Genomic DNA, 21,181 nt, shown 5'->3' with positions numbered 1-21,181 from the left:
TTGACTAGGTGCGACCGATGCTACGGTCCCGCCGCCATGCCAACATGGTGGAAAAATGAGATTTCTGTCATCTTTCGCGGCCGACGCGACTGGGTTAGCCGCGGCGGCGGTGGCACTCGCGCCCAATGCGGTGACGACTGGAATGAGTTGTGTGTAGCCGGCGGCGATGCCCGCCGCACGGTTGGCCTGGGAAGACTCGCCCACGGCAGTGCTGCCGATGCCGTTCGAGGTCGAGCACCGTCGTCCACCCACGACCTGATGCGCCGGTCGATCACAACCCTATAGCGACTGCTCATTGCCGGCGAAGAAACATCCGGAAGCCCGCAAACTTCACGCTGTCCCTGGTAACAGGATCCAACTGCCGGCACTCCACATGTATCCCCCGCGCCGGCGCGTTCTCCAGAAATTCATCGATCATGTCTCGCACGTCGGGATCGATGAAGTCCGCGCGGCTGCCGTCGAGTATCACCGTGGCGCGATCAGGAATTGCCTTCAGATGTTCCTTGAGACTGACCTTCGCGAGAAACGACACGTCCTTGCGCAAGGAAAGCAGGATGTGGTCGTCGTGCCGAGCCATCGTGATCGGCCGCTGCATATGCACATGAATGGCGAACGCGACGCTGCACACGATCCCTAGCACGATGCCCATCAGCAGATCGGTGAGCAGCACGGCGCCGATCGTCACGACGAACGGTACGAAACGCGTAAGACCTTGCCTGGCGGCATCCGCAAACATCGACGGTTTGGCGAGCTTCAGACCCGTGAAGATCAGAATGGCGGCGAGGCTCGCGAGCGGAATCAGATTGATCACCGCCGTCAGCGCGAAAACGCTCACGAGCAGCAATACGCCGTGTACGACAGCCGACCAACGGCTCTGCGCACCCGCATTGACGTTGGCGGAACTGCGGACGATCACGGACGTGATCGGCAACCCGCCAATCGCACCGGCCACCATGTTGCCGATACCCTGTGCCCTGAGTTCGCGGTCCGGTTGCGCGGGGCGTTTCTTCGGATCGATCTGCTCAACGGCTTCGAGACTGAGCAGCGTCTCCAGACTCGCAACGATCGCGATGGTCATTGCCAGGCGCCAAACGTCGGGGTTCAGCAAGTGCGTCAATTGAGGCCAGTTAAACACCTGGTCCAATGCGGCAAGCGAGGCCAGCGACGGCAACGACACGCGATGTTCGAGCGGCGGTGCAAAGCCGGGAGCAACGAAGTCCAGCAACAGCGTGAGCGCAATGCCGAACAACACGACCGCGAGCGGCGCGGGCACATAGCGCACGAGAGCAAAGCGTCGCGCGGCACGGGTTTCCCAACTGGTGAGGATCGCCAGCGACACGATCGCAATCGCGCACGCGGCCACGGACATCGCGCCGAACGGCGTGGTGATGGTGCCCGCCGTGCCGCCTGCGCCGCCGTTGCCCAACCCTGCCGCCAGCGGCGTCTGTTTGATGATGAGCAGCAGCCCGATCGCCGCCAACATGCCCTTGATAACCGAAGTCGGCACATAAGCGGCGAAGCGGCCTGCTTTAAGCAGGCCGAATCCGAACTGCATGGCGCCAGCGAGCAGAACCGCCATCAGAAACGAAGGAAAGCTGCCGAGCCTGGTAATCCCGTCGACGACGATCACCACAAGCCCGGCCGCGGGACCGCTGACGCTCAGATGCGATCCGCTCAGCAAGCCAACGACAAGGCCGCCGATAATCCCGGAAAGCAGACCGGCGAACGGATCGACGCCGCTTGCATTGGCAATGCCGAGACACAGCGGAAGCGCGACGAGAAAGACGACAGTGCCGGCAAACATGTCGCGGGGAAACGATGCAAACTGTTCGCGTAGATTCATGATGGTTGTGTAATCCAGACGTTTTGTACAAGGTAGGAAGATCGACCGGGTTTTCGGGGACGCACACTCGCAAACACCGCGGATCGGCCGGCCATCGTCTCCACGTCGTGCCGCAGCCCGCGCAGCCGGCAATGGATTGGCCTGGCGCGTCGGGCGCGCAAAGCCGATCCATTCATCCGTGACGCGACGTGACGTGGATTGATGTTTCGGTCGCCTGATTAATGGCCGCAAGCTGCGTGTACATGACCAACAAACGAGAACTCAGTCAGGTACGCGCGCTGGCTAGCGATCTTGCTGAAAGGGATTTCGGTGCAACGCGTGACGCTGGCCGCTATACGCGTTTTTGCTGACGCTCAGAAGCAGGCTTGCGCGTGCGGCTGACGCAACGCGGTGACAAACTCCGGTGCATTACCTCGGATGGGCATGGCAGGTTCGTCTGCCATGCCAGCGGCGGCGCGGTGCTCAAGGGCGAGCATCACGAACCTGAATAGATGTCGCAGAAACTGACTGGCCCAACACAGTGCGGATTGCCGCCAGGCATCGGGTTTCCGTGCGGCGCGCGGCCAGATTCCTGCGATCCCGCCGGCACGCCGCCTTCGTCACCTTCCGCACCCTCGCCGCTTTGCGCCGGTTGTGCCACGACCTTTACCTTCACCATGTGAGAGAAACTCGGATGAACAAACGGATAAGATGACTCCGTCACGTACTGCAATCCGTCGGCCTGTGCCTCGGTGAGTTGCTGCTTCACCTCGACACGCGTCAATCCCTGAGCCTGGACAGCGGAGCTAATAAGTAAGGCCGAGGTCAGCCAGAGTGTGACGATCAATTTCATATGCGACTCCGTGACTGTCGAATAGTGTCGCGCCTGCTCGCGGGGACAGTGCGAGAGACAACAATGAGAGAAAAATCCACGCTTGCCGATTACCTGAAATGGCGTTCGGATTCGGCAAACAGCGCCTTGTTGCGCTCGATAGTCGATTTGCTCGGCGGATAGTCGGCTTCGGTAGTCGGTATGAGCCCGTCCCTATAGGCCTGAATGAGCTCCTTGCGAACTTCAGCACGTGTTTTTCCCTGATGCGCTGATTTGACCGGCGGTGCGGCGTCGTAAATTTCCGCTTGCGCGATGGGGATCTGTCTGGGAGAAGCCTGCTCCACGTCTGCGAATGCCAACGTGGATAAAGAAGCACTAAGCAAACCAAGGGCAAGTAATTTTTGAAACTTCATCTGAACCTCCTTTCAACCTGGTGTCGTTATGAACTTGACGCCAGTCTGACTCGCGGAGGGGTCGACAGCATGATTACAAGATGATGTTTTTGTCAGGATGCCGTATGGCCATGCTAGCGTCTCGTGCTTATGCGCACTCAGGCCAGTCGGCAGATAAAAAGCGGCGGCGCCACCCGTGCGCCGCCTTGCGTGAATGGCTGAAAGCGTGCATGACGTGAGCCGCGCGACTCGCGTCGCTCACGTCACTCACGTCACTAACGCCACGCGTATCACTTGCGCCACCGCAACGGCCGGCGCAAGTGATGGCGCTCCAGCCTCACACTCGCGCCCGCATGCAAGAAAGACGGCATGCCGCCCAACTCGACGCCCGCGGCACGCTCGCGCTCCTCATCGGCTTCGACGGTCTTGCTGGTGTCGATGAAAAGCGCCGCCAGGATGCCGACCGCGAGCAGGCCCGCGGAGATGTTGAACGGCACGTTATAGCTGCCGGTCTTCTCGATCAGATAGCCGAACACCACCGGCGACACCATGCCCGCGACGCCGAAGCCCGTGTTCATCATGCCGCCGGCCGTGCCCGCATACTTGCCGGCAATGTCGAGCGGCAACGTCCACAGTACCGGGTTGGTGATTTCGAGGAAGAAGAATGAAGCCGACAGGAACCACACGGCCGTCAGCGGATCGGTAGCGGACACCATCGGCAGCAGAAACACCAGCGAGCCGCCCATGCCCACCACCAGCACCGTGCAACGCGCAAAGCGCAAGCGGCCCGTGATCTTGTAGAGTTTGTCCGACACGACGCCGCCGAGCGTGTCGCCAACCACGCTCGCCAGCAGCGGCAGCGCGGTAAAGAGCGCCAATTGCTTGAGATCGAATCCACGCAACTCGCGCAGATAAGACGGCAGCCACGTCAGATAGACCCACAACAGCCAGCCATAGCAGAAGTCGACGAACGTGACGAGCCACATGCGGCGCACCAGCTTGCGCCACGGCGTGGCCGCATGTTTGGCGCGGTCGCAATCGCCGGCGCGGTAGCCGATTTCCGCGGTTTCCTCGGGCGTGATGCGGCGGTTCTGTTCCGGCGAATTGGTGAACACGAAGAGATAGAGCACGGTCCACGCGAGGCTCGCGATGCCGAGCAGGATGAACGCGTCGCGCCAGCCGCCGGTCGCCACCACGGCCAGCACCAGCGGCGGCGTGATCGCCCCGCCCAGACGCGCGAAACTATGCGTGATGCCTTGCGCGAAACCGCGCTCGGCCACCGGCATCCAGTAGGTGAAGGCGCGCGTCGCGGTAGGAAACGCGCCGCCTTCGCCGATGCCGAGCGCAAAGCGCATCACGACCAGCATGGTGACGCTGCCCGCGAAACCGGTGGCGAGCGTGGCCACGCCCCAGATCAGCGACAGCACGGTGAGTACCAGTTTCGGCCCGTACTTGTCGGCGAGCCAGCCGCCGATAATCTGCATCGCCGCATACGGATAAGCGAAGGCCGAGAACACCAGCCCGAGTTGAACGGTCGTCAGGCCCATTTCGTGACGAATCAACGGACCGGCGACCGCAATGTTCACGCGATCGATGTACGAGATAAAGTACATCAGGCACATGACCGCCAGGATGATATGGCGTGTCTTGACACGCCGGATACGGGTTTCCATGCTGTCTCCTTTCTATTGTATGTATCGATCTCTACTGCGCGTCGACGACGGCCGCGAGCGGCGCCGCGTCAGGTGGGCACCAGCTTGAGCCGCTGCACCTTGCCGGAAGGTCCGCGCGGCAGTTCATCGACGAAGCGAAACTCTTTCGGCGTCTTGTAGCGTCCGAGTTCGCGCACGCAGTGCTCGCGCAGGTCCGCCGGATCGGGTGCGCCGCGTCCCTCGCTCGTACGCGGCACCACGAAAGCGACGATCTCCTGGCCGTAGGCCGCGTCGGGCACGCCGACCGCCGCGGCATCCAGCACATCGGGATGACGCAACAATGCTTCGTCGATTTCGCGCGGCGCAATGTTCTCGCCGCCTTTGATAATCAGTTCTTTCGCGCGCCCGTTGATGTAGAAGTAGCCGTCCGCGTCGCGATAACCGAGGTCGCCGGTGCGCAGCCAGCCGTCCGGCGTAAAGGCAGCGGCTGTCTCTCCGGGCTGCTTGTAATAGCCGCCCATCACCTGCTCGCCGCGCAACACCAGTTCGCCGCATTCGTTGGCGGCGCACTCGCGCCCTTCTCGATCGATCACTCTCGCCTCACTGCCCGAAGGCAGACCGATGCTGCCGACGCGCCGCCGGTCCATTTCATACGGATTGCTGAAGACCGGCGCTGCGGTTTCCGTCATGCCCATGGTTTCGATCACGCCGATCCCGAAGCGCGCCTCGAACGCGCGGTGATGATCGGCGGGCAATGCGGCCGACGCGCTGCGGCAAAACTTCAGCGCCGACAGATCGTAGGTGCATGCTTCGTCGGCGTTGAGCAGATAGGCGACGATCGTCGGCACCACGTTGATCCACGTGCAGGCGTGTAGCGCGACGTCGCGCCAGAACGTGCGGGCGGAGAAGCGCGATGCCATGACCGCGGAGCCGCCATGAAACAGCGGCGCGAGAAGCGTCACGACCAGACCGTTGATGTGATAAAGCGGCAATGACGCGAGCACGCGATCGTCCGGCGTCAGCCGGTGCTCGGCGCTGATGTTGCGCGCGTTCGCCAGCAGGTTGCGATGCGTCAGGAGGACGCCTTTGGGTGTGCCAGTGGTGCCCGAGGTGTACATCAGCAATGCGACGTCGGCTGCTGTGGGTTCGTGCGCGGTTGCGCGGTCCGCCATTTGCCCCGGCGCGGCGCCGCGCTTCGCGAGCGCCGGCGCTGCGGCAGCGCTCGCGCCATGTGCCGTGGCTTCGACTAATGCAGGTTCGTGCCTCGCCAGCGAAGGCGGTTCGGCATCCTCCGGTTCGGTCTGGATCAACGCGATCTCGCGCGTCAGCCCGGCAGCGTGCAATTCGGCGACTGCCGTGCCGATCGCAGCTTGCGTGTCGCGTGCGGCGAAGATCATCCGCGTATCCGAGTGTTCGACGATATAGCGCACCTGCGAGGGCTGGCACAGCAGATTGAGCGGATTGGCGACAAGCCCGCTGTACATGGCAGCGAGCAGTAGACGGGCCGTCTGAATGCCGTTGCCCATGAACACGGAAATGACGTCGCCCGGCTGCAGGCCGGCTTCTTTGAAGCGCGCCTCCAGCACGCGGCAGTCGTCGCGCAATTGGCGAAACGTCAGGACGGTCGCGCGCCGATCGGGGATCGGTGTTTCATCGTCGTCGAGCGCGGCGAGCAGGAAAGGCTTGTCCGGATGCTGTGCAGCGCGCTCGTCGATCAGCGCGCGAAGGGTGGCGGGCGTGTTCATCGGCCGTACCTCGCGAAGAAGTCGCCGAGCAATTCGTCCGTTTCCGGCACGCGCTCTTCGATCGGATAGGCGACCCGCGTGGTGTTCAGATAGTGGCGGAAGCCCAGATTTCCCGAGAAGTTATTGCGGCCCCAGGTGCCACAGCCCATCGACAGCGAGAACGGCAAACCGTTATCGAAGTTGCCGCCGGTGGCCAGGCAATGCGCCTGATTCACGATCACGCGCGCGACGGGCAACGTCACGCCGAGATAGACCGCTTGCGCGGCATCGCTCGAATGCAGTCCGACCGAATGGCCCGCGCCCATGTATGCATAGATGCTGCGTACGACTTCGGCCGCGGCATCGAAATCGGCGGCGCGATATACGGTAAGGACAGGCGCGAGTTTCTCGCCGGAGAATGGATAGTTGCTGCCCGCACCGCTCTCCTCCACCATCAGGAAAGCGGGATGACGCGCGGCGACTTCCTCCAGACCCGCCACGCGCGCGATCACCTCGGCGGATTTAGCGGTGCACTGTTCGGAGAGCTTGCCGTTGACCCACATCGCAGCCTGCAGGCGGGCCTTCTGCGCGGCGTCGAGGAGTACGCCGCCGCACGCGGTCAGCTCGGCCAGCATCGGCTGATAGATCGCGTCTTCGATCACGATGCTGTTTTCTGACGAGCAGCTCGTCGCGTTGTCGAAAGTCTTCGAGCGCAGGATCTTGCGCGCCGCATCATGCAAATCCGCGGATGCCGTGACGATCGAGGCCACGTTGCCCGCGCCCACGCCGAACGCGGGCGTGCCGCTCGCGTATGCCATGCGCACGTTTGCCTGAGAGCCGGTGGCGACGACCAGATCGCACTGCCGCATCAACGCAGCGGTCGCCGCCTTGCTGATCGGCGCGGGCAGCATCTGCACGAGGTCCGGATCGATACCGGCCTTCGCGAATTGCGTGTGAATGAACTCGATCAGCAACGCGCAAGACGAGTAACCTTTCGGGGACGGCGCGACGATTACTGCATTGCCGCATTTGAGCGCGTTGATGATCTTGTTGGCCGGCGTCGCCGCCGGATTGGTCGACGGCGTGATCGCCGCCACCACGCCGACCGCGCGCGCAATCTCGACGAGGCCGCTTGCTTTGTCTTCGGCGATCACGCCGGTGGTCTTTTGCCCGTGCAAATCGCGCAGCAGGCCGAGTGTTTTGCGGTAGTTCTTGCGGAACTTGTCGTCGGCGTTGCCGAGGCCCGTATCGTGCACGGCGCGTTCCGCCAGTTGCCGGTTGCGCTCGGGCTCCATGATGGCCCACGCGGCGGCGTCGGCGGCGGTGTCGAGCGCCTGTTGTCCTGCATGCTCGAAAGCGCGCTGCGCCGCGCGCGCCTTCGCAACCAGCGTGGCGACGATGCGCTCGGCTTCGCCGTCCGCATGGTGGCCCGCGATTTCGGCTCCTGTGGCCCTGACGTTCATATGGATTCGCTCCGCGTGAATAGATTGATTGCAGTGCTATCAATCTAGCCAGCCGCGCTGATGGCGAAGTCCCGTTTTTCGAGCTATCCATCGCAGTGGGTTCGCCAGCATCGGAAAACGCAAAATTCGGTACTTTCCATAGTCCCGAAAAGCAATGAAGTCGATGCAAAATCAACGCTGTGAATACACAGGCGCGGGAGTGGGATGTCGACATCGAACCAGTCGAATGCAGCTGCAGTGCGCGCGTTTCGTGTACTCGAAACGCTGGCCGAAGCGGGCAGCCCGCTCTCGATGACCGAGCTCGTCAATGCGCTCGGCCTGCCCAAGCAGACCGTTCACCGCATCCTCGTGCAATTGATGGATGCGTGGCTCGTCACGCGCGGCGCGGGCGATCGTCTTTACGAATGTTCGCCACGCGTGCGCATGCTTGCGGTCAATGTGCTGATGCATGCGGGACCGGCCGCCGCGCGCCACGTGCTGCTCGAACAACTGGTGGCGAAAATCGGCGAGACCTGCAATCTGACCATGCTGTCAGGCAACGATGTGGTCTACGTGGATCGTGTAGAAACCGAATGGCCGTTGCGCATGCATTTGCAGCCGGGTTCGCATGTGCCGCTGCACTGCTCCGCAAGCGGCAAACTGCTGCTGAGCTTTCTGCCGAAAGACCGGCGCGAACGCGTGATCGAGACGCTGCCGCTGCGCGGCTATTCGGAACGGACGATCACCGACCGCGACGCACTGCGCAAGGAATTGACCACCACGCGGCGGCGGTTGCTCGCGATCAACAACCAGGAACATCTGCAAGGGCTGATCGCGATTGCCGTGCCGGTGATGCTGGATCGCAATCGCGCCTGCGCGGCGATTGCCGTGCAGGCGCCGGTGGGCAGAGTCACGCTCGACGATCTGCTCGCGTTCGTGCCTGATTTGCGCCACGCGGCGGAAGAGACGGCGAAGACGTTTCAAGAGTGAAGCCGCTGAAAACCCCAACGACGTACGCGTATATGGCGCGGCTTCATGAAGCGGCGTGGGCAGCGCGTTTCATGAGCGGATTGACCGGAGAACGCTGATGGACTAACATGGACTAAGTCCACTAGGAGCCATCATGTTGACAGTCAATATTCACGAAGCAAAGACTAATTTTTCGCGGTTGGTCGACGCCGCTGCTGGCGGCGAGGAAATCCTGATCGCAAAAGCCGGCAAGCCGGCGGCGCGTCTTGTCGCGATCACTAAGCCTGCCCGGCGCTTTGGCGCCCTCAAGGGCGCGGTACGCATCGCGGATGACTTTGACGCGCCTTTGCCTGATGACGTTATCGCAGCATTCGAGGGCAATTGATGCGCGTACTTCTCGACACGCATATCTACCTCTGGGCGGTCACGGACGATCCGAAATTGAGCGCAGCCGCGCGCAAGATCATTCTCGATGCTGACGAAGTCTTCGTCAGCGCCGCGAGCATCTGGGAGGCATCGATCAAGGTGGGGCTCGGCAAACTCGACGCGGACATCGATCAGCTCGTTGCCGAAATCGAGGCGAGCGGATTTTCTGAACTGCCTGTCAAGGCTGCACATGCGGCGATGGTTCGCAATCTGCCGGACGTCCATCGTGATCCGTTTGACCGGATTCTCCTTGCGCAGGCCATGGCGGAACCGTTGCGGCTCATCAGTGTGGACGGCCATCTGTCGAAATACAGCGAACTCGTTTTGACCGTCTAGCTTCAACCGGCGAGCAACCGAGATGCAGTTTCGGGACCACCGCACCGGTCTCGATCGCTCGCCCACGTGTCAGCGATTGTAGAGAGGGATGGGCGTCGGTCGGCGATCACCCTGCGAGATCACGACCGCGCATGCACCACCGCATCGAACCCACCCGCCCGCTTCCTCTCTATAGCCCGCACCGACAGCGCCGATATCAAAGCCGAGAACAGCACATACGCGCACACGGTCCATGGCTTGCCGCCGTTCAGCCGCATCAGGATCGTCGCGATGATCGGTGTGAGGCCGCTCGCGAAGATACCCGAGAACTGATACACGAACGAGATACCCGTGTAGCGCACTTCGGCGTCGAACAGTTCGGCAAACAATGCCGCCTCCGGGCCGTACACCATCGCGTAGAAAATGCCGAACGGCACCACGATGGCCGCCCAGATCAACAGCGTGTTGGCCGGCTGCATTTCAATGAGCCAGAAGGCCGGAAACACCGACACGCCGCAAATCAGCGAGCCCCAGAAATACACGCGCGCGCGGCCGAGCTTATCGGACATGCTGCCGAACAGCGGGATGAAAAAGCACATCACGCCGGCCGCGATCATCACGCCGAGCAACGCATCGGTACGGCTCATCGACACATGTTGCGTGAGGTAGCCGATCGAAAACACGGCGAAGATATTGAAGAACACGCCGTCGATATAACGCGCGCCCATGCCGAGCACCACGGCGCCGCGATAGCGCGTGATCATGTCCACGAACGGAATCTTCGCTTCGCGCCGATTGCGTTTGAGCGCGAGAAATTCCGGCGTCTCCATCACCTTGGCGCGAATGTACAGACCGATCAGAACGAGACCGAGCGATGCGCCGAACGCGATCCGCCAGCCCCACGACAGGAAGGCCGTCTCGGGCAGTAAGCGTGAGAGCGCCGCGACCATCCCCGATGCGAGACAAAGTCCGATCGACAAACCGATCTGCGGCAGGCTCGCATATAGGCCGCGTTTTTCAGGTGGCGCGTACTCATAGGCCATCAGCACCGCGCCGCCCCATTCGCCGCCGAGCCCGATCCCCTGCAGCACGCGCAGCGACAACAACAGGATCGGCGCCCAGATGCCGATCTGCGCGTAGGTGGGAACGAACGCGACGCCTGCCGTCGATATCCCCATGATAATGAGCGTCAGAATCAACGCAGACTTACGGCCGATCCGGTCGCCGAAGTGGCCGAATATCACGCCGCCCAAAGGCCGCGTCACGAAGCCCACTGCAAAGGTCGAGTACGCGAGCAGCGTCGATACGAGCGGATCGCTGGCGGGAAAATAGAGCTTGTTGAATACGATGCCGGCGACCACGCCGTAAAGAAAAAAGTCATACCATTCGACGGTTGCGCCGATCACACTGGCGAACGCAACGCGCCGGATAGCGCGGGGATCGATTGCCATAGCAGCAGCTCCTCAATGGACGGCCATGCCGCGCGTATCGACACGCGTGCCCGGCCGATAACCCCAGTTGTCTCCTCCGGGGCGGTTTGTGTGCAGACCACGGGCCATCCATTCACCGGACGTTGCGCGGCTGCGTATTACGGCGGACATCGCCCGCCGTCGTCTTGCACCTGCGACTTCATTTGCTGGATCAAGCGGCCACTTTCGCCGCGGGCGTCGTCGCCACACCTCGATCGACGCCGCTTGCGTCGCGCAGAATCATGTCCGACGCTTTTTCAGCCACCATCACGATCGGCACGTTCGTATTGCCCGACACGAGCGTCGGCATGATCGAGCAATCCACCACGCGCAGCCCTTGCGTGCCGTACACGCGCAAACGTTCATCGACCACCGCGAGCGGATCGCCCGCCGTTCCCATCTTCGCTGTACCAGATGGGTGGAAAATTGTCTGCCCATACTCCCGGCAGAAATCGAGCAGTTCGTCGTCCGTCTGTGCGTCCGCGCCCGGCCGCACCTCGCGTTTCATCAGCCCGGCCATCGGTTGCGCCGCCGCGACGCGGCGCGCGAAACGCACGCCGGCAACGGTCGTGCGTCGGTCCAGATCGGTGTCCAGATAGTTGGGCTGAATGGACGGCGCCTCACGCGGATCGGCACTGCGAATACGCACCACGCCGCGCGATTCGGGGCGCAACTGGCAGATCGAGTAAGTGCAGCCGGGAAAATCGTGGACGTTGCCACCAGCGGAGTCCGCCGACAACGTGGAGAAGTGGAACTGGATATCCGGCGTCGCCGATTCTTCAGGCAGGGCGCGACAGAACATGCCGCCCTGGTTGATGCCGACCGCGAGCGGGCCGCTGCGCATCAGCGCCCATTGCAGGCCCATCTTCGCGCGCCCCGTCCATGAACGCAGTTGATCGTTGGTCGTGATCGGCTTCGTCACTTCATAGATCAGACGGATTTGCAGATGGTCCTGCAGGTTCTCGCCGACGCCCGCGCGATTGGCCACCACCGGAATGCCGAACTCGCGCAGCAGCGCGGCCGGCCCCACGCCGGACAGTTGCAGCAATTGCGGCGACTGCAATGCACCGGCCGTCAGAATCACTTCGCGATTGGCGCGCACTTCGCGCAACTCGCCATGTTGCCGATACTGCACGCCACAGGCGCGGGTGCCTTCGAAGAGAATCTTCGAAGCCATCGCATCGGTTTCCACATGCAGATTCTGCCGCTGCCGCGCGGGTTTGAGATAAGCCACGGCTGTCGAGCAGCGAAACCCGCGGCGGGTGGTGAGCTGATAGTAGCCGACGCCTTCCTGATCGCCCGTATTGAAGTCGTCGATGCTTGCCACGCCTAACGAATTCGAGGCCGCGACAAACGCGTCGACCAGTTCGTGGCGCTGCTTGATCGTCGAAGCCCACAACGGTCCGTCGACACCGCGCGTCGGACCTTCACCCAGTTCGTTATGTTCCAATCGCTTGAAATACGGCAGGCAATCTTGCCAGCTCCATCCGCGATTGCCGAGCCGTGCCCAGTTGTCGTAATCGTCCCGCTGTCCACGCACATAGATCAGACCGTTGATCGAACTGCTGCCGCCCAGCGTGCGGCCGCGCGGCCAGTAGAGCCGGCGATTGTGCATGTTCGGATCGGGATCGGTATAGAAGCCCCAGTTGTAGACCGGGTGAAACATCGTCTTGCCATAGCCGATGGGGATATGAATCCACATGAAGCGGTCGGCGGGACCGGCTTCGAGTAGACACACCGAGTAGCGGCCGCCTTCGGAAAGCCGGTTCGCCAGCACGCAACCCGCGGATCCCGCGCCGACGACGACGAAGTCGAATCGGTCTGCCATGTGACCTGTCTCCTGCATGTTTTATAAAAAACGGTATGTTTCGTTGAAATTTATGTTCAGCCCGTTTCCTGATCAAGAAATTCCCGCTACTATCGGCTCATCTGAAACAGAAACAGCGCTTTTTGTTTCACTTTCGGAAATGACCGGCCGGCCCGCGCAACGTACGCGGACGCTGGACAGCCACTGATCGATCGCAAGGAAGCGTATGCAAGCACCCTGCTCGTCCCCACGCGGTGAACCTCTCGCCGAGGATTCACGGGCGCTGCGCGCCTTGGCCGTGCTCGAGCAGCTCGCGGCCGCGGGACAGCCGTCTTCGCTTTCGCAACTCTCGCTGCGCCTGCACATTCCCAAGGCCACGCTGATGCGGCTGATCGAATCGCTCGAAGTGCAGGGCTACGTAACGCATCTGCCCGATTCGCGCGGCACGGATCGCGGCATCACGCTGGGCCCGAAGGCGGCGCAGCTGGCGCTCACCACGCTGTCGAATAACACGTTCGGGCGAGCCTGCCGTTCGGTGCTGCGCTCACTGGTGGAGACGCTCGGCGAGACGTGCAACCTCACCGCGCTCGACCGCGACACTGTCCTCTATCTGGAGCGCGTGGAGACCGCCGAGCCGCTGCGCCTGCATCTGCAGCCCGGCACGCGCGTGCCGCTGCATTGCACCGCGAGCGGCAAGCTGTTTCTCTCGCAGATGCCGCCGGCCGAGCGCCGTCCCGTTCTCGCGCGGCTGACGCTGGAGCGCAGAACGCAGAGCACGCTGACGGAACTGAATCTGCTTGAAGCGGAACTCGACCGGCTCGCGGTGCGCGGGATCGGCATCGACAACGAGGAACTGGTGCGCGGCATGGTGGCGGTCGCGGTGCCGGTGCGCGATGCCGGCAATGGGCACGTGCTCGCCGCGCTGGCGATTCACGCGCCGACCGCGCGCGCGAGTCTGAACGATTTGCTGAAGGCCGTGCCAAGACTCAAGGACGCGGCGCTGAAGCTCGCCCCGCTGTTATCCGCCGGCCCTTCCACTGAGCATCCGTACCATGAGCGCTGAGGCCTTTCCCATGAGCGATCCGTTAGACACGGCAGAGCCCCCGGGCCGCGACGCCAAGGCCGGACGACCCGAAGCCGAGTTGTACAATGACGCCGATCCATTTTCCGGAACGGCAGGCATGACCAAAGCGGACACTCCGACGCTGCGCGCGTTTGCGTTGCTCGAACACCTCGTCAACACGGACGGCCCGGTTTCGCTTGCCGACATCGCGCAAGATGTCGCGCTGCCCAAGGCGTCGCTGCATCGCATGCTGGCTTCGCTGGAGGCGGGCGGTCTGGTGATCCGCGAGCCTGGCCAGAAGAACGCGTACGTGATCGGGCCGCGGCTCGCGCAGCTCGCGTTGGGCGTCGTGATGCATTCCGGCGCGCGGCGCCTGCGTCATGCGATCCTCGCGCGTCTGGTGGCCGATCTCGGCGAGACCTGCAATCTCACCATGCTGCATGAAACCGAGGTGCTGTACCTCGACCGCATGGAAGCGCCGTGGCCGCTGCGCCTCGATCTCAAACCCGGTTCGCATGTCCCCGCGTATTGCAGCGCGAGCGGCAAGCTGCTGCTCTCCATGCTGCCGCGTGAACAGCGCTCGGCGCTCGTGCGCGCGCTGAAGCTTGAACGCTTCACGCAAAACACCATCACCGATCCGGAATTACTGGAAGCGGAACTCGACCGCACTGCGCACAAGCGCATCGCGATCGATAACGAAGAGTTTCTGGCCGGCATCGTGTGCGTGGCGGCGCCCGTGGTCGATGCGAACGGCACCTGTATCGCGGCGATCGCCGTGCATGCGCCGGTTTCGCGCGCGCCGCTCTCACGCGCGCTCGAATTCGTGCCGCGCCTTCAGGAAGCCGCCAGGGAACTCGCGGCAACCTTCTGACGCGAGCGCCCTTCGCGTGTCTCTGACGGCAGGCGCGGTTAAAGCGCCGGCTTCTGCTTGCGCACGAGTTCGGCCAGCAGGCGAACGCCGGCGTCGATCTTGTCGAGCTTGATCGCCGAGAAGCCCATCCGGAAGCAGTTCTTCTGCTGCAGGCCGTCCATGAAGAACACGCCGCCCAGTTCGATCAGAATGCCCTGCTGTTCGGCGTCGTCGGCAAGACGTACGGCGTCGAGCCAGGGCGGACCTTCCACCCAGCACGACGCCCCACCCGTGATCGGGATGTGACGCGCTTCGGGCAGGTACGTATCGAGCGCCGCCATCAGCGCCAGCGCGCGCTCGCGATAAGCGTGGGCCAATCGGCGAAGCAGCGCGTCATGATGGCCGAGCGAGAGAAACGTCGCGAACGCACGCTGAATGTACGCCGCCGGATGCCGCACCATGAGGCGGCGCAACGCGCGCAATTCCTGCACCAGTTCGCGGGGACCGACGATATAGCCGAGCCGCAGGCCCGGCGCGAACGTCTTCGAAAGACTGCCGATGTAGATCACGCGGTCAGCCTTATCCAGACTCTTGAGCGCCGGATGCGGCAGGCCCGAGAAGTTGTTCTCGCTCTCGTAGTCGTCTTCGATCAGCACGAAGTCGTGCTTCTGCGCCAGTTCCAGCAACGCATGCCGGCGTTCGATCGGCATGGTGGCCGTGGTCGGGCATTGGTGGCTCGGCGTCACGTAGACATAGTCGCATTGGGCGAACAGGTGCGCGTCTTCAACGGGGCGCACGCCACCCTCGTCGACCGGCAGCGGTATGAGTTGCGCGTTGCGGTTCTCGAAGATGTTGCGCGCGTCCGGGTAGCCCGGGTTTTCGAATCCCACCGCGGTGCGCTCACGCGCGAGCAGATCGGCGATCAGATATAACGCCTGCTGACAGCCGATTGTGATGACGATCTCGTCCGGCATCGCAAACACGCCGCGCCGTGGCAGCACGCGCGTGCGGATCTGCTGGATCAGCGTGTCGTCGTCGCGGCCGATCAGGTCGGGCGCCCAATTGCGGATCTCCATCACCGACAGCGCCTTCATGCAGCATTCCCGCCAGTCGTTGGTCGGAAAGAGCGACTGGTCGAATTGCCCATAGATAAAGGGATATTCGTAATCCTGCCAGTTGCCCGGCTTGACGATATTGCGCTGCGCGGACGGCCGACGTTGCACGCGCTGGCCCCAATCGGGGCGCGCGGGCGCGTGCTCCTGCTCGCTGCCGGGCACCGTCTGCGCCGCCTTGAAGCCGTGCCGTCCCTCCAGCATCGCCGGATTGACGAAGTGCCCGCTGCGCTCGCGGGAAATCAGATAGCCCTCCTCCACGAGCTGCTGGTACGCCAGCACGACCGTATTTCTCGCGACGCTCAGTTGATCGGCCAGTTCCCGGCTGGACGGCAACGCGGTCTGCGGCGGCAGTTGGCCATCCAGAATCGCAGCCACCAGCATCTGGCGAATCTGCCCTTGCAGGCTCATGTTCGAGTCGCTCGGACGCTGGAAACGCTGCGTCCAAAGGGCCGTCGCTGTACGGCTAGACATGCTTCCTCCTGAAAGTGAACGAGCCGCGCCAGTCACGCCGGCGCTGCACGTGAGAGCCTTCTGCCGCGTGAGCGGCGACGGCGCGGGCCGGCCAGAACGGCTTGACGCGCCGATGTGGACTCAACGATCGGCGCCGTCTGGCACTAACTTGCTCTATTTTTTACTGACGATACTCGACTCACCCCGTCCAACGCGATTGGGACAAGCACCCGTCGTGGTCATACGAGTTCCATGCTCCACCGACAGCCGCTGTTGAAACCCGCTGATCAAACCGCTGATCAAACCTATTGTGAGACCTATTATGAAACGCCATAAAAACTCGACATTACGGCCGTGGTTCCACCGGACGGCACGTTGCATCCTGTCGCTGGTTTGCGCCGCCACGGCGTGTTTCGCGGCGACGCCCGCCCACGCCGAGGACAAGGAAATCACGATTGCCTATCAGCAGATCGTCGACCCGTGGGTGGTCGGCATCGCGAACGGGTCGATCGCAAAGGCCACCGGCTACAAGATCAACTGGCGGCAGTTCGAGTCCGGCGCGAAGGTCGCAACCGCGCTGGCGTCCGGCGACGTCAAGGTCGGCGTGATCGGTTCCAGCCCGCTCGCCGCCGCCGTGAGCCAGGGCCTCGATCTGCAGCTCTTCTGGATTCTCGACAACATCAACCAGGCCGAAGCGATGGTGGTGCGCAACGGCTCGGGCATCACGAAGCCGGCGGACCTGAAGGGCAAGACCATCGGCGTGCCGTTCGTGTCGACAACCCACTATCACACCATGTTCGCGCTGCAGCACTGGGGCATCAATCCGTCTGACCTGAAGATTCTCAACATGCAGCCCAATCAGATCGTCGCGGCCTGGTCGCGCGGCGACATCGACGCCGCCTATGTGTGGGACCCTGCGCTCGCTGAACTGAAGAAAAGCGGCAAGGTGCTGATCACCTCCGGCGACCTCTCGAAGCTCGGCAAGCCGACCTTCGACGGCATTGTGGTCGATCGCAAATGGGGCGAGGAACACAAGGACTTCATGGTGAAACTCGTCAAGGCGATCGCCGACGCCGACCAGCAGTACCGTAACGATCCGTCGCAATGGAATGCCAGCTCGCCGCAAGCGGCGGCCATCGCGAAGATGATCGGCGGCTCGCCGGCGGAAGTGCCGGCGTCGCTGTCGCTGTACGCGTTCCCCACGGTGAGCGAACAAGCATCCGCGCAATGGCTGGGCGGCGGTACGACGAGCCGCGCCGCGCTCGCACTGAAGGACACGTCGGAGTTCCTGAAGAGCCAGAAGCAGATCGGCACCGTGTTGCCGGACTACTCAAAATTCGTGACACCGGCTTACGCCGAAGCCGCCGCGCAACTCAAATGACGTAACCGTGATCCGCGAGATCAGGAGGCAACATGGAAAACATGACAGTCAGAAACGTGAGCGTGGTGTTTCCGGGGCGGCGCCCCGGCCAGACCGTGCAGGCGCTCGACGATATCAACCTGACGATCCGCTCGGGTGACTTCGTGGTCGCGCTGGGCGCATCCGGCTGCGGCAAGACCACGTTGTTATCGCTGATGGCAGGCTTCATCGCACCGAGCCGCGGCGAGTTGCTGCTCGGCGGCGAGCCCATCGCGGGGCCGGGGGCGGACCGCGGCGTGGTGTTCCAGAAGCATGCGCTCTTGCCGTGGTTGAACGTGATCGACAACGCGGAATTCGGCCTCAAGCTGCAAGGCGTGCCGCGTGCGCAGCGGCGCGAAATTGCCGTGCGCAATCTCGCGCTGGTCGGCTTGCAGGACTTCCACAAGCACATGATCTATCAGCTCTCCGGCGGCATGCAGCAGCGCGTCGGCATTGCCCGCGCGCTCACCTGCGATCCGGCGATGCTGCTGATGGACGAGCCGATGGCCGCGCTCGACGCGCTCACTCGGGAAACCATTCAGGAGCTTCTGCTCGACGTCTGGAAGAAGACCAACAAGATGTTTTTCTTCATCACGCACAGCGTGGAGGAGGCGCTGTTCCTCGCGAGCCGGCTGATCGTGATGTCACCGCGTCCCGGCCGCATCACGCATACCTACGAACTGGACTTCAATCGCCGTTTTCTCGAAACGCGCGACGCACGGGCGATCAAATCGAGTCCCGATTTCATCGCGATGCGCGAGCAGGTTCTCAACATCATTTACGGCGACGAGAAGATGCACGGCGCCGAGGCGGGAGTCGCTCATGCTTAGTTCTAAATCCGCTCATGCCGTGTTGCACGGCGAGGCCGCGCCCATGGAGACGAACACGCCGGTCCGACCGCCGCGCAGACCGGGTCGTGGACCTCGTATGCTCGCGAAGAAGCCCGCCCGGCCCGGCGACACGTTCGGCGTGCCGGGACAAGGCAGCAGCGTCGCCACGAGCCTGATCACCGTGGCCGCATTCCTTGCGCTCTGGTTTGCGGCGACCAATCTGCACTGGATCAAGCCGCTGTTCCTGCCATCGCCACAGGCCGTCTACGCGAAGTTCATCTACGTCGCGACGGAAGGCTTCGCCAATTCGACGCTCGCCCAGCACACCGGCATCAGCTTGCTGCGGGTGTTCGGCGCGTTCGCACTCGCCTGTCTCACGGCGATACCCGTCGGCGTGATGATGGGTGTGTCGCGCTTCGCGCGCGGTGCGTTCGATCCGCCGATCGAGTTCTACCGGCCGTTGCCGCCGCTCGCGTACTTGCCGCTCATCATCATCTGGTTCGGCATCGGCGAATTCTCGAAGGTGCTGCTGATCTACCTGGCGATCTTCGCGCCGCTCGCAATCGCGGCCCGCGCGGGCGTGCGGTCGGTGTCGATCGAGCAGATTCACGCCGCGTATTCGATGGGCGCCTCGCGCACGCAAGTGGTGCTGTACGTGATCCTGAAGTCGGCGATGCCGGAGATCTTTACCGGCATGCGGATCGGCATCGGCGTGGGCTGGACCACGCTGGTAGCCGCCGAAATGGTCGCCTCGACCAGCGGGCTCGGCTTCATGGTGCTCAACGCCGCGGAATTTCTCGCGAGCGACGTGGTGATCATGGGGATCATCGTGATCGGATTCTTTGCGCTGTGCTTCGATTTGCTGATGCGTTATATCGAGCGCGTGCTGGTGCCTTGGAAAGGGAAGGTTTGACGAGGCTTCACCGCAGTTCAGTTCGTTGACAAGGGCCCTTCTTCGGGCCCTTTCCTCTTTGCGTCACGTGGTGACACGGCGCTGGACTCAGCGACTCCCCCACGCTGGCTCTACCCCGTCGGCGTGCCCAACGGCACTATCGACCTCAACGGTAAGACATTTACCTTCCACGATCGTCAATCCAGTCAGGGGGCCGCGTGAACGCCATCTTCAAACCACGGATGCCTACTGCGATTCGCCACGAGGCCATGCGCATCGGCGGTGAAAGGGTCACGCGCGCCGAGGTCATCGAAGTATTCAACCCTTTCACGCGCGAACTGGTCGGCACCGTTCCGAAGGCCACCGTGGACGACGTGCGCCATGCTTTCGAATACGCGCACGCGTATCGCGCCCGGCTCACACGCTATGAGCGCGCACAGATCCTGCGACGCGCGGCGGATATCGTGCGCGAGCGGACCGGCGAAATCGCCGACCTGATTACCGCGGAATCGGGGCTCTGCAAAAAAGATTCGCTCTACGAAGCCGGCCGCGTCAGCGACGTATTGGTCTTCGGCGCCAATGAAGCGCTGAAAGACGACGGCCAGATTTTCTCCTGCGATCTGACACCGCACGGCAAACAGCGCCGCGTCTACACGCAGCGCGAACCGCTGCTGGGCGTGATCTGCGCGATCACGCCGTTCAATCATCCGATGAACCAGGTGGCGCACAAGATCGTGCCGTCCATCGCGACCAATAATCGGATCGTCGTCAAGCCGTCGGAAAAGGTGCCGCTGTCCACCTGCCTGCTCGCCGACATTCTCTACAGCGCCGGCCTGCCGCAACAAATGCTCCAGGTGGTGACGGGCGACCCCAAAGACATCGCCGACGAACTCATCACGAACCGGCACGTGGACCTGATCACGTTCACGGGCGGCGTCGCCATTGGCAAATACATCGCGAACACAATGGGGTATCGGCGCGCGGTTTTAGAACTGGGCGGCAACGATCCGATCATCGTGATGGAAGACGCGGATCTCGACGAAGCGAGCACGCTGGCCGTTTCCGGCTCGTACAAGAACTCGGGACAGCGCTGCACCGCGATCAAGCGGATGCTCGTGCATGAAGCGGTGGCGGACCGCTTCGTCGAATTGCTGGTGGAGAAGACCAGCGCGATACGCTACGGCGACCCGGCCGATCCCGCCACCGACATGGGCACCGTGATCGACGAAGACGCCGCGAAATTCTTCGAAGCGCAAGTCAACGACGCCGTGAGCCGCGGCGCGAAGCTGTTGGTCGGCAACGTGCGCCGCGGTGCGCTCTATTCGCCGACCGTGGTCGATCACGTCACGCCGGATATGCCGCTCGTTCGTTATGAAACCTTCGGGCCGATTTCGCCGGTCATCCGCTTCCGCGATATCGACGAAGCGATCCGACTCTCCAACTCCACCGATTACGGCCTGTCCTCTTCCGTCTGCACGAACCGGCTCGACTACATCACGCGGTTTATCGCGGAGCTGGAGGTGGGCAGCGTGAACGTGCGCGAGGTGCCGGGCTACCGGCTCGAACTGACGCCGTTCGGCGGCATCAAGGATTCGGGGCTCGGCTACAAGGAAGGTGTCCAGGAAGCGATCAAGAGCTTCACCAACGTCAAAACGTACTCGTTGCCGTGGCAGTAAGGCCGTGAGCGGCCACCGCTGCCACGGCGCAAGCCGCAACCCCACAAAACATCACA

At 62.8% G+C, this 21,181-nt stretch carries 18 protein-coding genes; 9 read left to right on the top strand and 9 right to left on the bottom strand.

Translation table 11 applies throughout. The features are described from left to right. Positions 1-292: 292 nt before the first annotated feature. The 6 genes from B0G80_RS41020 to sauS form a co-directional block, all read right to left on the bottom strand. Positions 293-1,846: a SulP family inorganic anion transporter gene (locus tag B0G80_RS41020; protein WP_258879261.1), complete on the bottom strand. Its 1,554-nt coding sequence runs from the start codon at positions 1,844-1,846 to the stop codon at positions 293-295. A 472-nt stretch (positions 1,847-2,318) separates the two neighbouring features. Next, a complete protein-coding gene (locus B0G80_RS41015; RefSeq protein ID WP_116123237.1) occupies positions 2,319-2,675 on the bottom strand; it encodes a DUF4148 domain-containing protein in 357 nt (118 codons plus the stop codon). An 89-nt stretch (positions 2,676-2,764) separates the two neighbouring features. Continuing rightward, entirely contained in the window at positions 2,765-3,067 is a 303-nt protein-coding gene (locus B0G80_RS41010; RefSeq protein ID WP_116123236.1) for a DUF4148 domain-containing protein, read from the bottom strand. Positions 3,068-3,336: 269 nt separating this feature from the next. Then, positions 3,337-4,719 carry an MFS transporter gene (locus B0G80_RS41005; RefSeq protein WP_116123235.1) on the bottom strand — a complete coding sequence of 461 codons (1,383 nt, stop codon included), beginning with the start codon at positions 4,717-4,719 and terminating at the stop codon, positions 3,337-3,339. A gap of 68 nt (positions 4,720-4,787) precedes the next feature. Next, the gene (locus B0G80_RS41000; protein ID WP_116123234.1) at positions 4,788-6,443 is read right to left on the bottom strand and encodes an AMP-binding protein; all 1,656 of its coding nucleotides are present in this window, start codon (positions 6,441-6,443) and stop codon (positions 4,788-4,790) included. Then, complete coding sequence (sauS, locus tag B0G80_RS40995) at positions 6,440-7,885, bottom strand: acylating sulfoacetaldehyde dehydrogenase (protein ID WP_116123233.1); 1,446 nt, start codon at positions 7,883-7,885, stop codon at positions 6,440-6,442. The genes B0G80_RS41000 and sauS overlap by 4 nt, the downstream gene beginning before the upstream one ends. 204 nt (positions 7,886-8,089) lie before the next feature. Between sauS and B0G80_RS40990 the strand changes: the two genes are divergently transcribed. The 3 genes from B0G80_RS40990 (at position 8,090) to B0G80_RS40980 (ending at position 9,595) form a co-directional block, all read left to right on the top strand. Continuing rightward, complete coding sequence (locus B0G80_RS40990; protein WP_116123232.1) at positions 8,090-8,854, top strand: IclR family transcriptional regulator; 765 nt, start codon at positions 8,090-8,092, stop codon at positions 8,852-8,854. A gap of 133 nt (positions 8,855-8,987) precedes the next feature. After that, complete coding sequence (locus B0G80_RS40985) at positions 8,988-9,218, top strand: type II toxin-antitoxin system Phd/YefM family antitoxin (protein ID WP_116123231.1); 231 nt, start codon at positions 8,988-8,990, stop codon at positions 9,216-9,218. Further along, entirely contained in the window at positions 9,218-9,595 is a 378-nt protein-coding gene (locus tag B0G80_RS40980; protein WP_116123230.1) for a type II toxin-antitoxin system VapC family toxin, read from the top strand. Before B0G80_RS40985 ends, B0G80_RS40980 begins: the two co-directional genes overlap by 1 nt. A gap of 119 nt (positions 9,596-9,714) precedes the next feature. Here the strand turns inward: B0G80_RS40980 and B0G80_RS40975 are convergent, their stop codons facing one another. Further along, positions 9,715-11,025 carry an MFS transporter gene (locus B0G80_RS40975; protein WP_106276977.1) on the bottom strand — a complete coding sequence of 437 codons (1,311 nt, stop codon included), beginning with the start codon at positions 11,023-11,025 and terminating at the stop codon, positions 9,715-9,717. A 190-nt stretch (positions 11,026-11,215) separates the two neighbouring features. Further along, positions 11,216-12,871: a GMC family oxidoreductase gene (locus tag B0G80_RS40970; RefSeq protein WP_116123229.1), complete on the bottom strand. Its 1,656-nt coding sequence runs from the start codon at positions 12,869-12,871 to the stop codon at positions 11,216-11,218. A 205-nt stretch (positions 12,872-13,076) separates the two neighbouring features. Here B0G80_RS40970 and B0G80_RS40965 point away from each other — a divergent pair, with 205 nt between their 5' ends. Further along, positions 13,077-13,913 carry an IclR family transcriptional regulator gene (locus B0G80_RS40965; RefSeq protein WP_116123228.1) on the top strand — a complete coding sequence of 279 codons (837 nt, stop codon included), beginning with the start codon at positions 13,077-13,079 and terminating at the stop codon, positions 13,911-13,913. 118 nt (positions 13,914-14,031) lie between these two features. After that, positions 14,032-14,784 carry an IclR family transcriptional regulator gene (locus tag B0G80_RS40960; protein ID WP_106277671.1) on the top strand — a complete coding sequence of 251 codons (753 nt, stop codon included), beginning with the start codon at positions 14,032-14,034 and terminating at the stop codon, positions 14,782-14,784. A 38-nt stretch (positions 14,785-14,822) separates the two neighbouring features. On the opposite strand, the gene B0G80_RS40955 is transcribed toward B0G80_RS40960, so the two are convergent. Continuing rightward, the gene (locus tag B0G80_RS40955; RefSeq protein ID WP_116123227.1) at positions 14,823-16,349 is read right to left on the bottom strand and encodes a PLP-dependent aminotransferase family protein; all 1,527 of its coding nucleotides are present in this window, start codon (positions 16,347-16,349) and stop codon (positions 14,823-14,825) included. Positions 16,350-16,650: 301 nt separating this feature from the next. Here B0G80_RS40955 and tauA point away from each other — a divergent pair, with 301 nt between their 5' ends. From tauA to phnY, 4 genes are all read left to right on the top strand, one after another. After that, complete coding sequence (gene tauA, locus B0G80_RS40950; RefSeq protein WP_116123226.1) at positions 16,651-17,709, top strand: taurine ABC transporter substrate-binding protein; 1,059 nt, start codon at positions 16,651-16,653, stop codon at positions 17,707-17,709. Between the two features lie 32 nt (positions 17,710-17,741). Then, the gene (locus tag B0G80_RS40945) at positions 17,742-18,557 is read left to right on the top strand and encodes a taurine ABC transporter ATP-binding protein (RefSeq protein WP_116123225.1); all 816 of its coding nucleotides are present in this window, start codon (positions 17,742-17,744) and stop codon (positions 18,555-18,557) included. Positions 18,558-18,654: 97 nt separating this feature from the next. Next, entirely contained in the window at positions 18,655-19,470 is an 816-nt protein-coding gene (locus tag B0G80_RS40940) for an ABC transporter permease subunit (RefSeq protein WP_241974999.1), read from the top strand. A 221-nt stretch (positions 19,471-19,691) separates the two neighbouring features. Further along, positions 19,692-21,125: a phosphonoacetaldehyde dehydrogenase gene (gene phnY / locus B0G80_RS40935; RefSeq protein ID WP_116123936.1), complete on the top strand. Its 1,434-nt coding sequence runs from the start codon at positions 19,692-19,694 to the stop codon at positions 21,123-21,125. The last annotated feature ends 56 nt before the right edge of the window (positions 21,126-21,181 follow it).

This window comes from Paraburkholderia sp. BL6669N2 (assembly GCF_003387275.1).
Lineage (GTDB): Bacteria > Pseudomonadota > Gammaproteobacteria > Burkholderiales > Burkholderiaceae > Paraburkholderia.
Note: the sequence above shows the minus strand (reverse complement) of the source record. Positions and strands in the feature narration are given on the sequence as shown.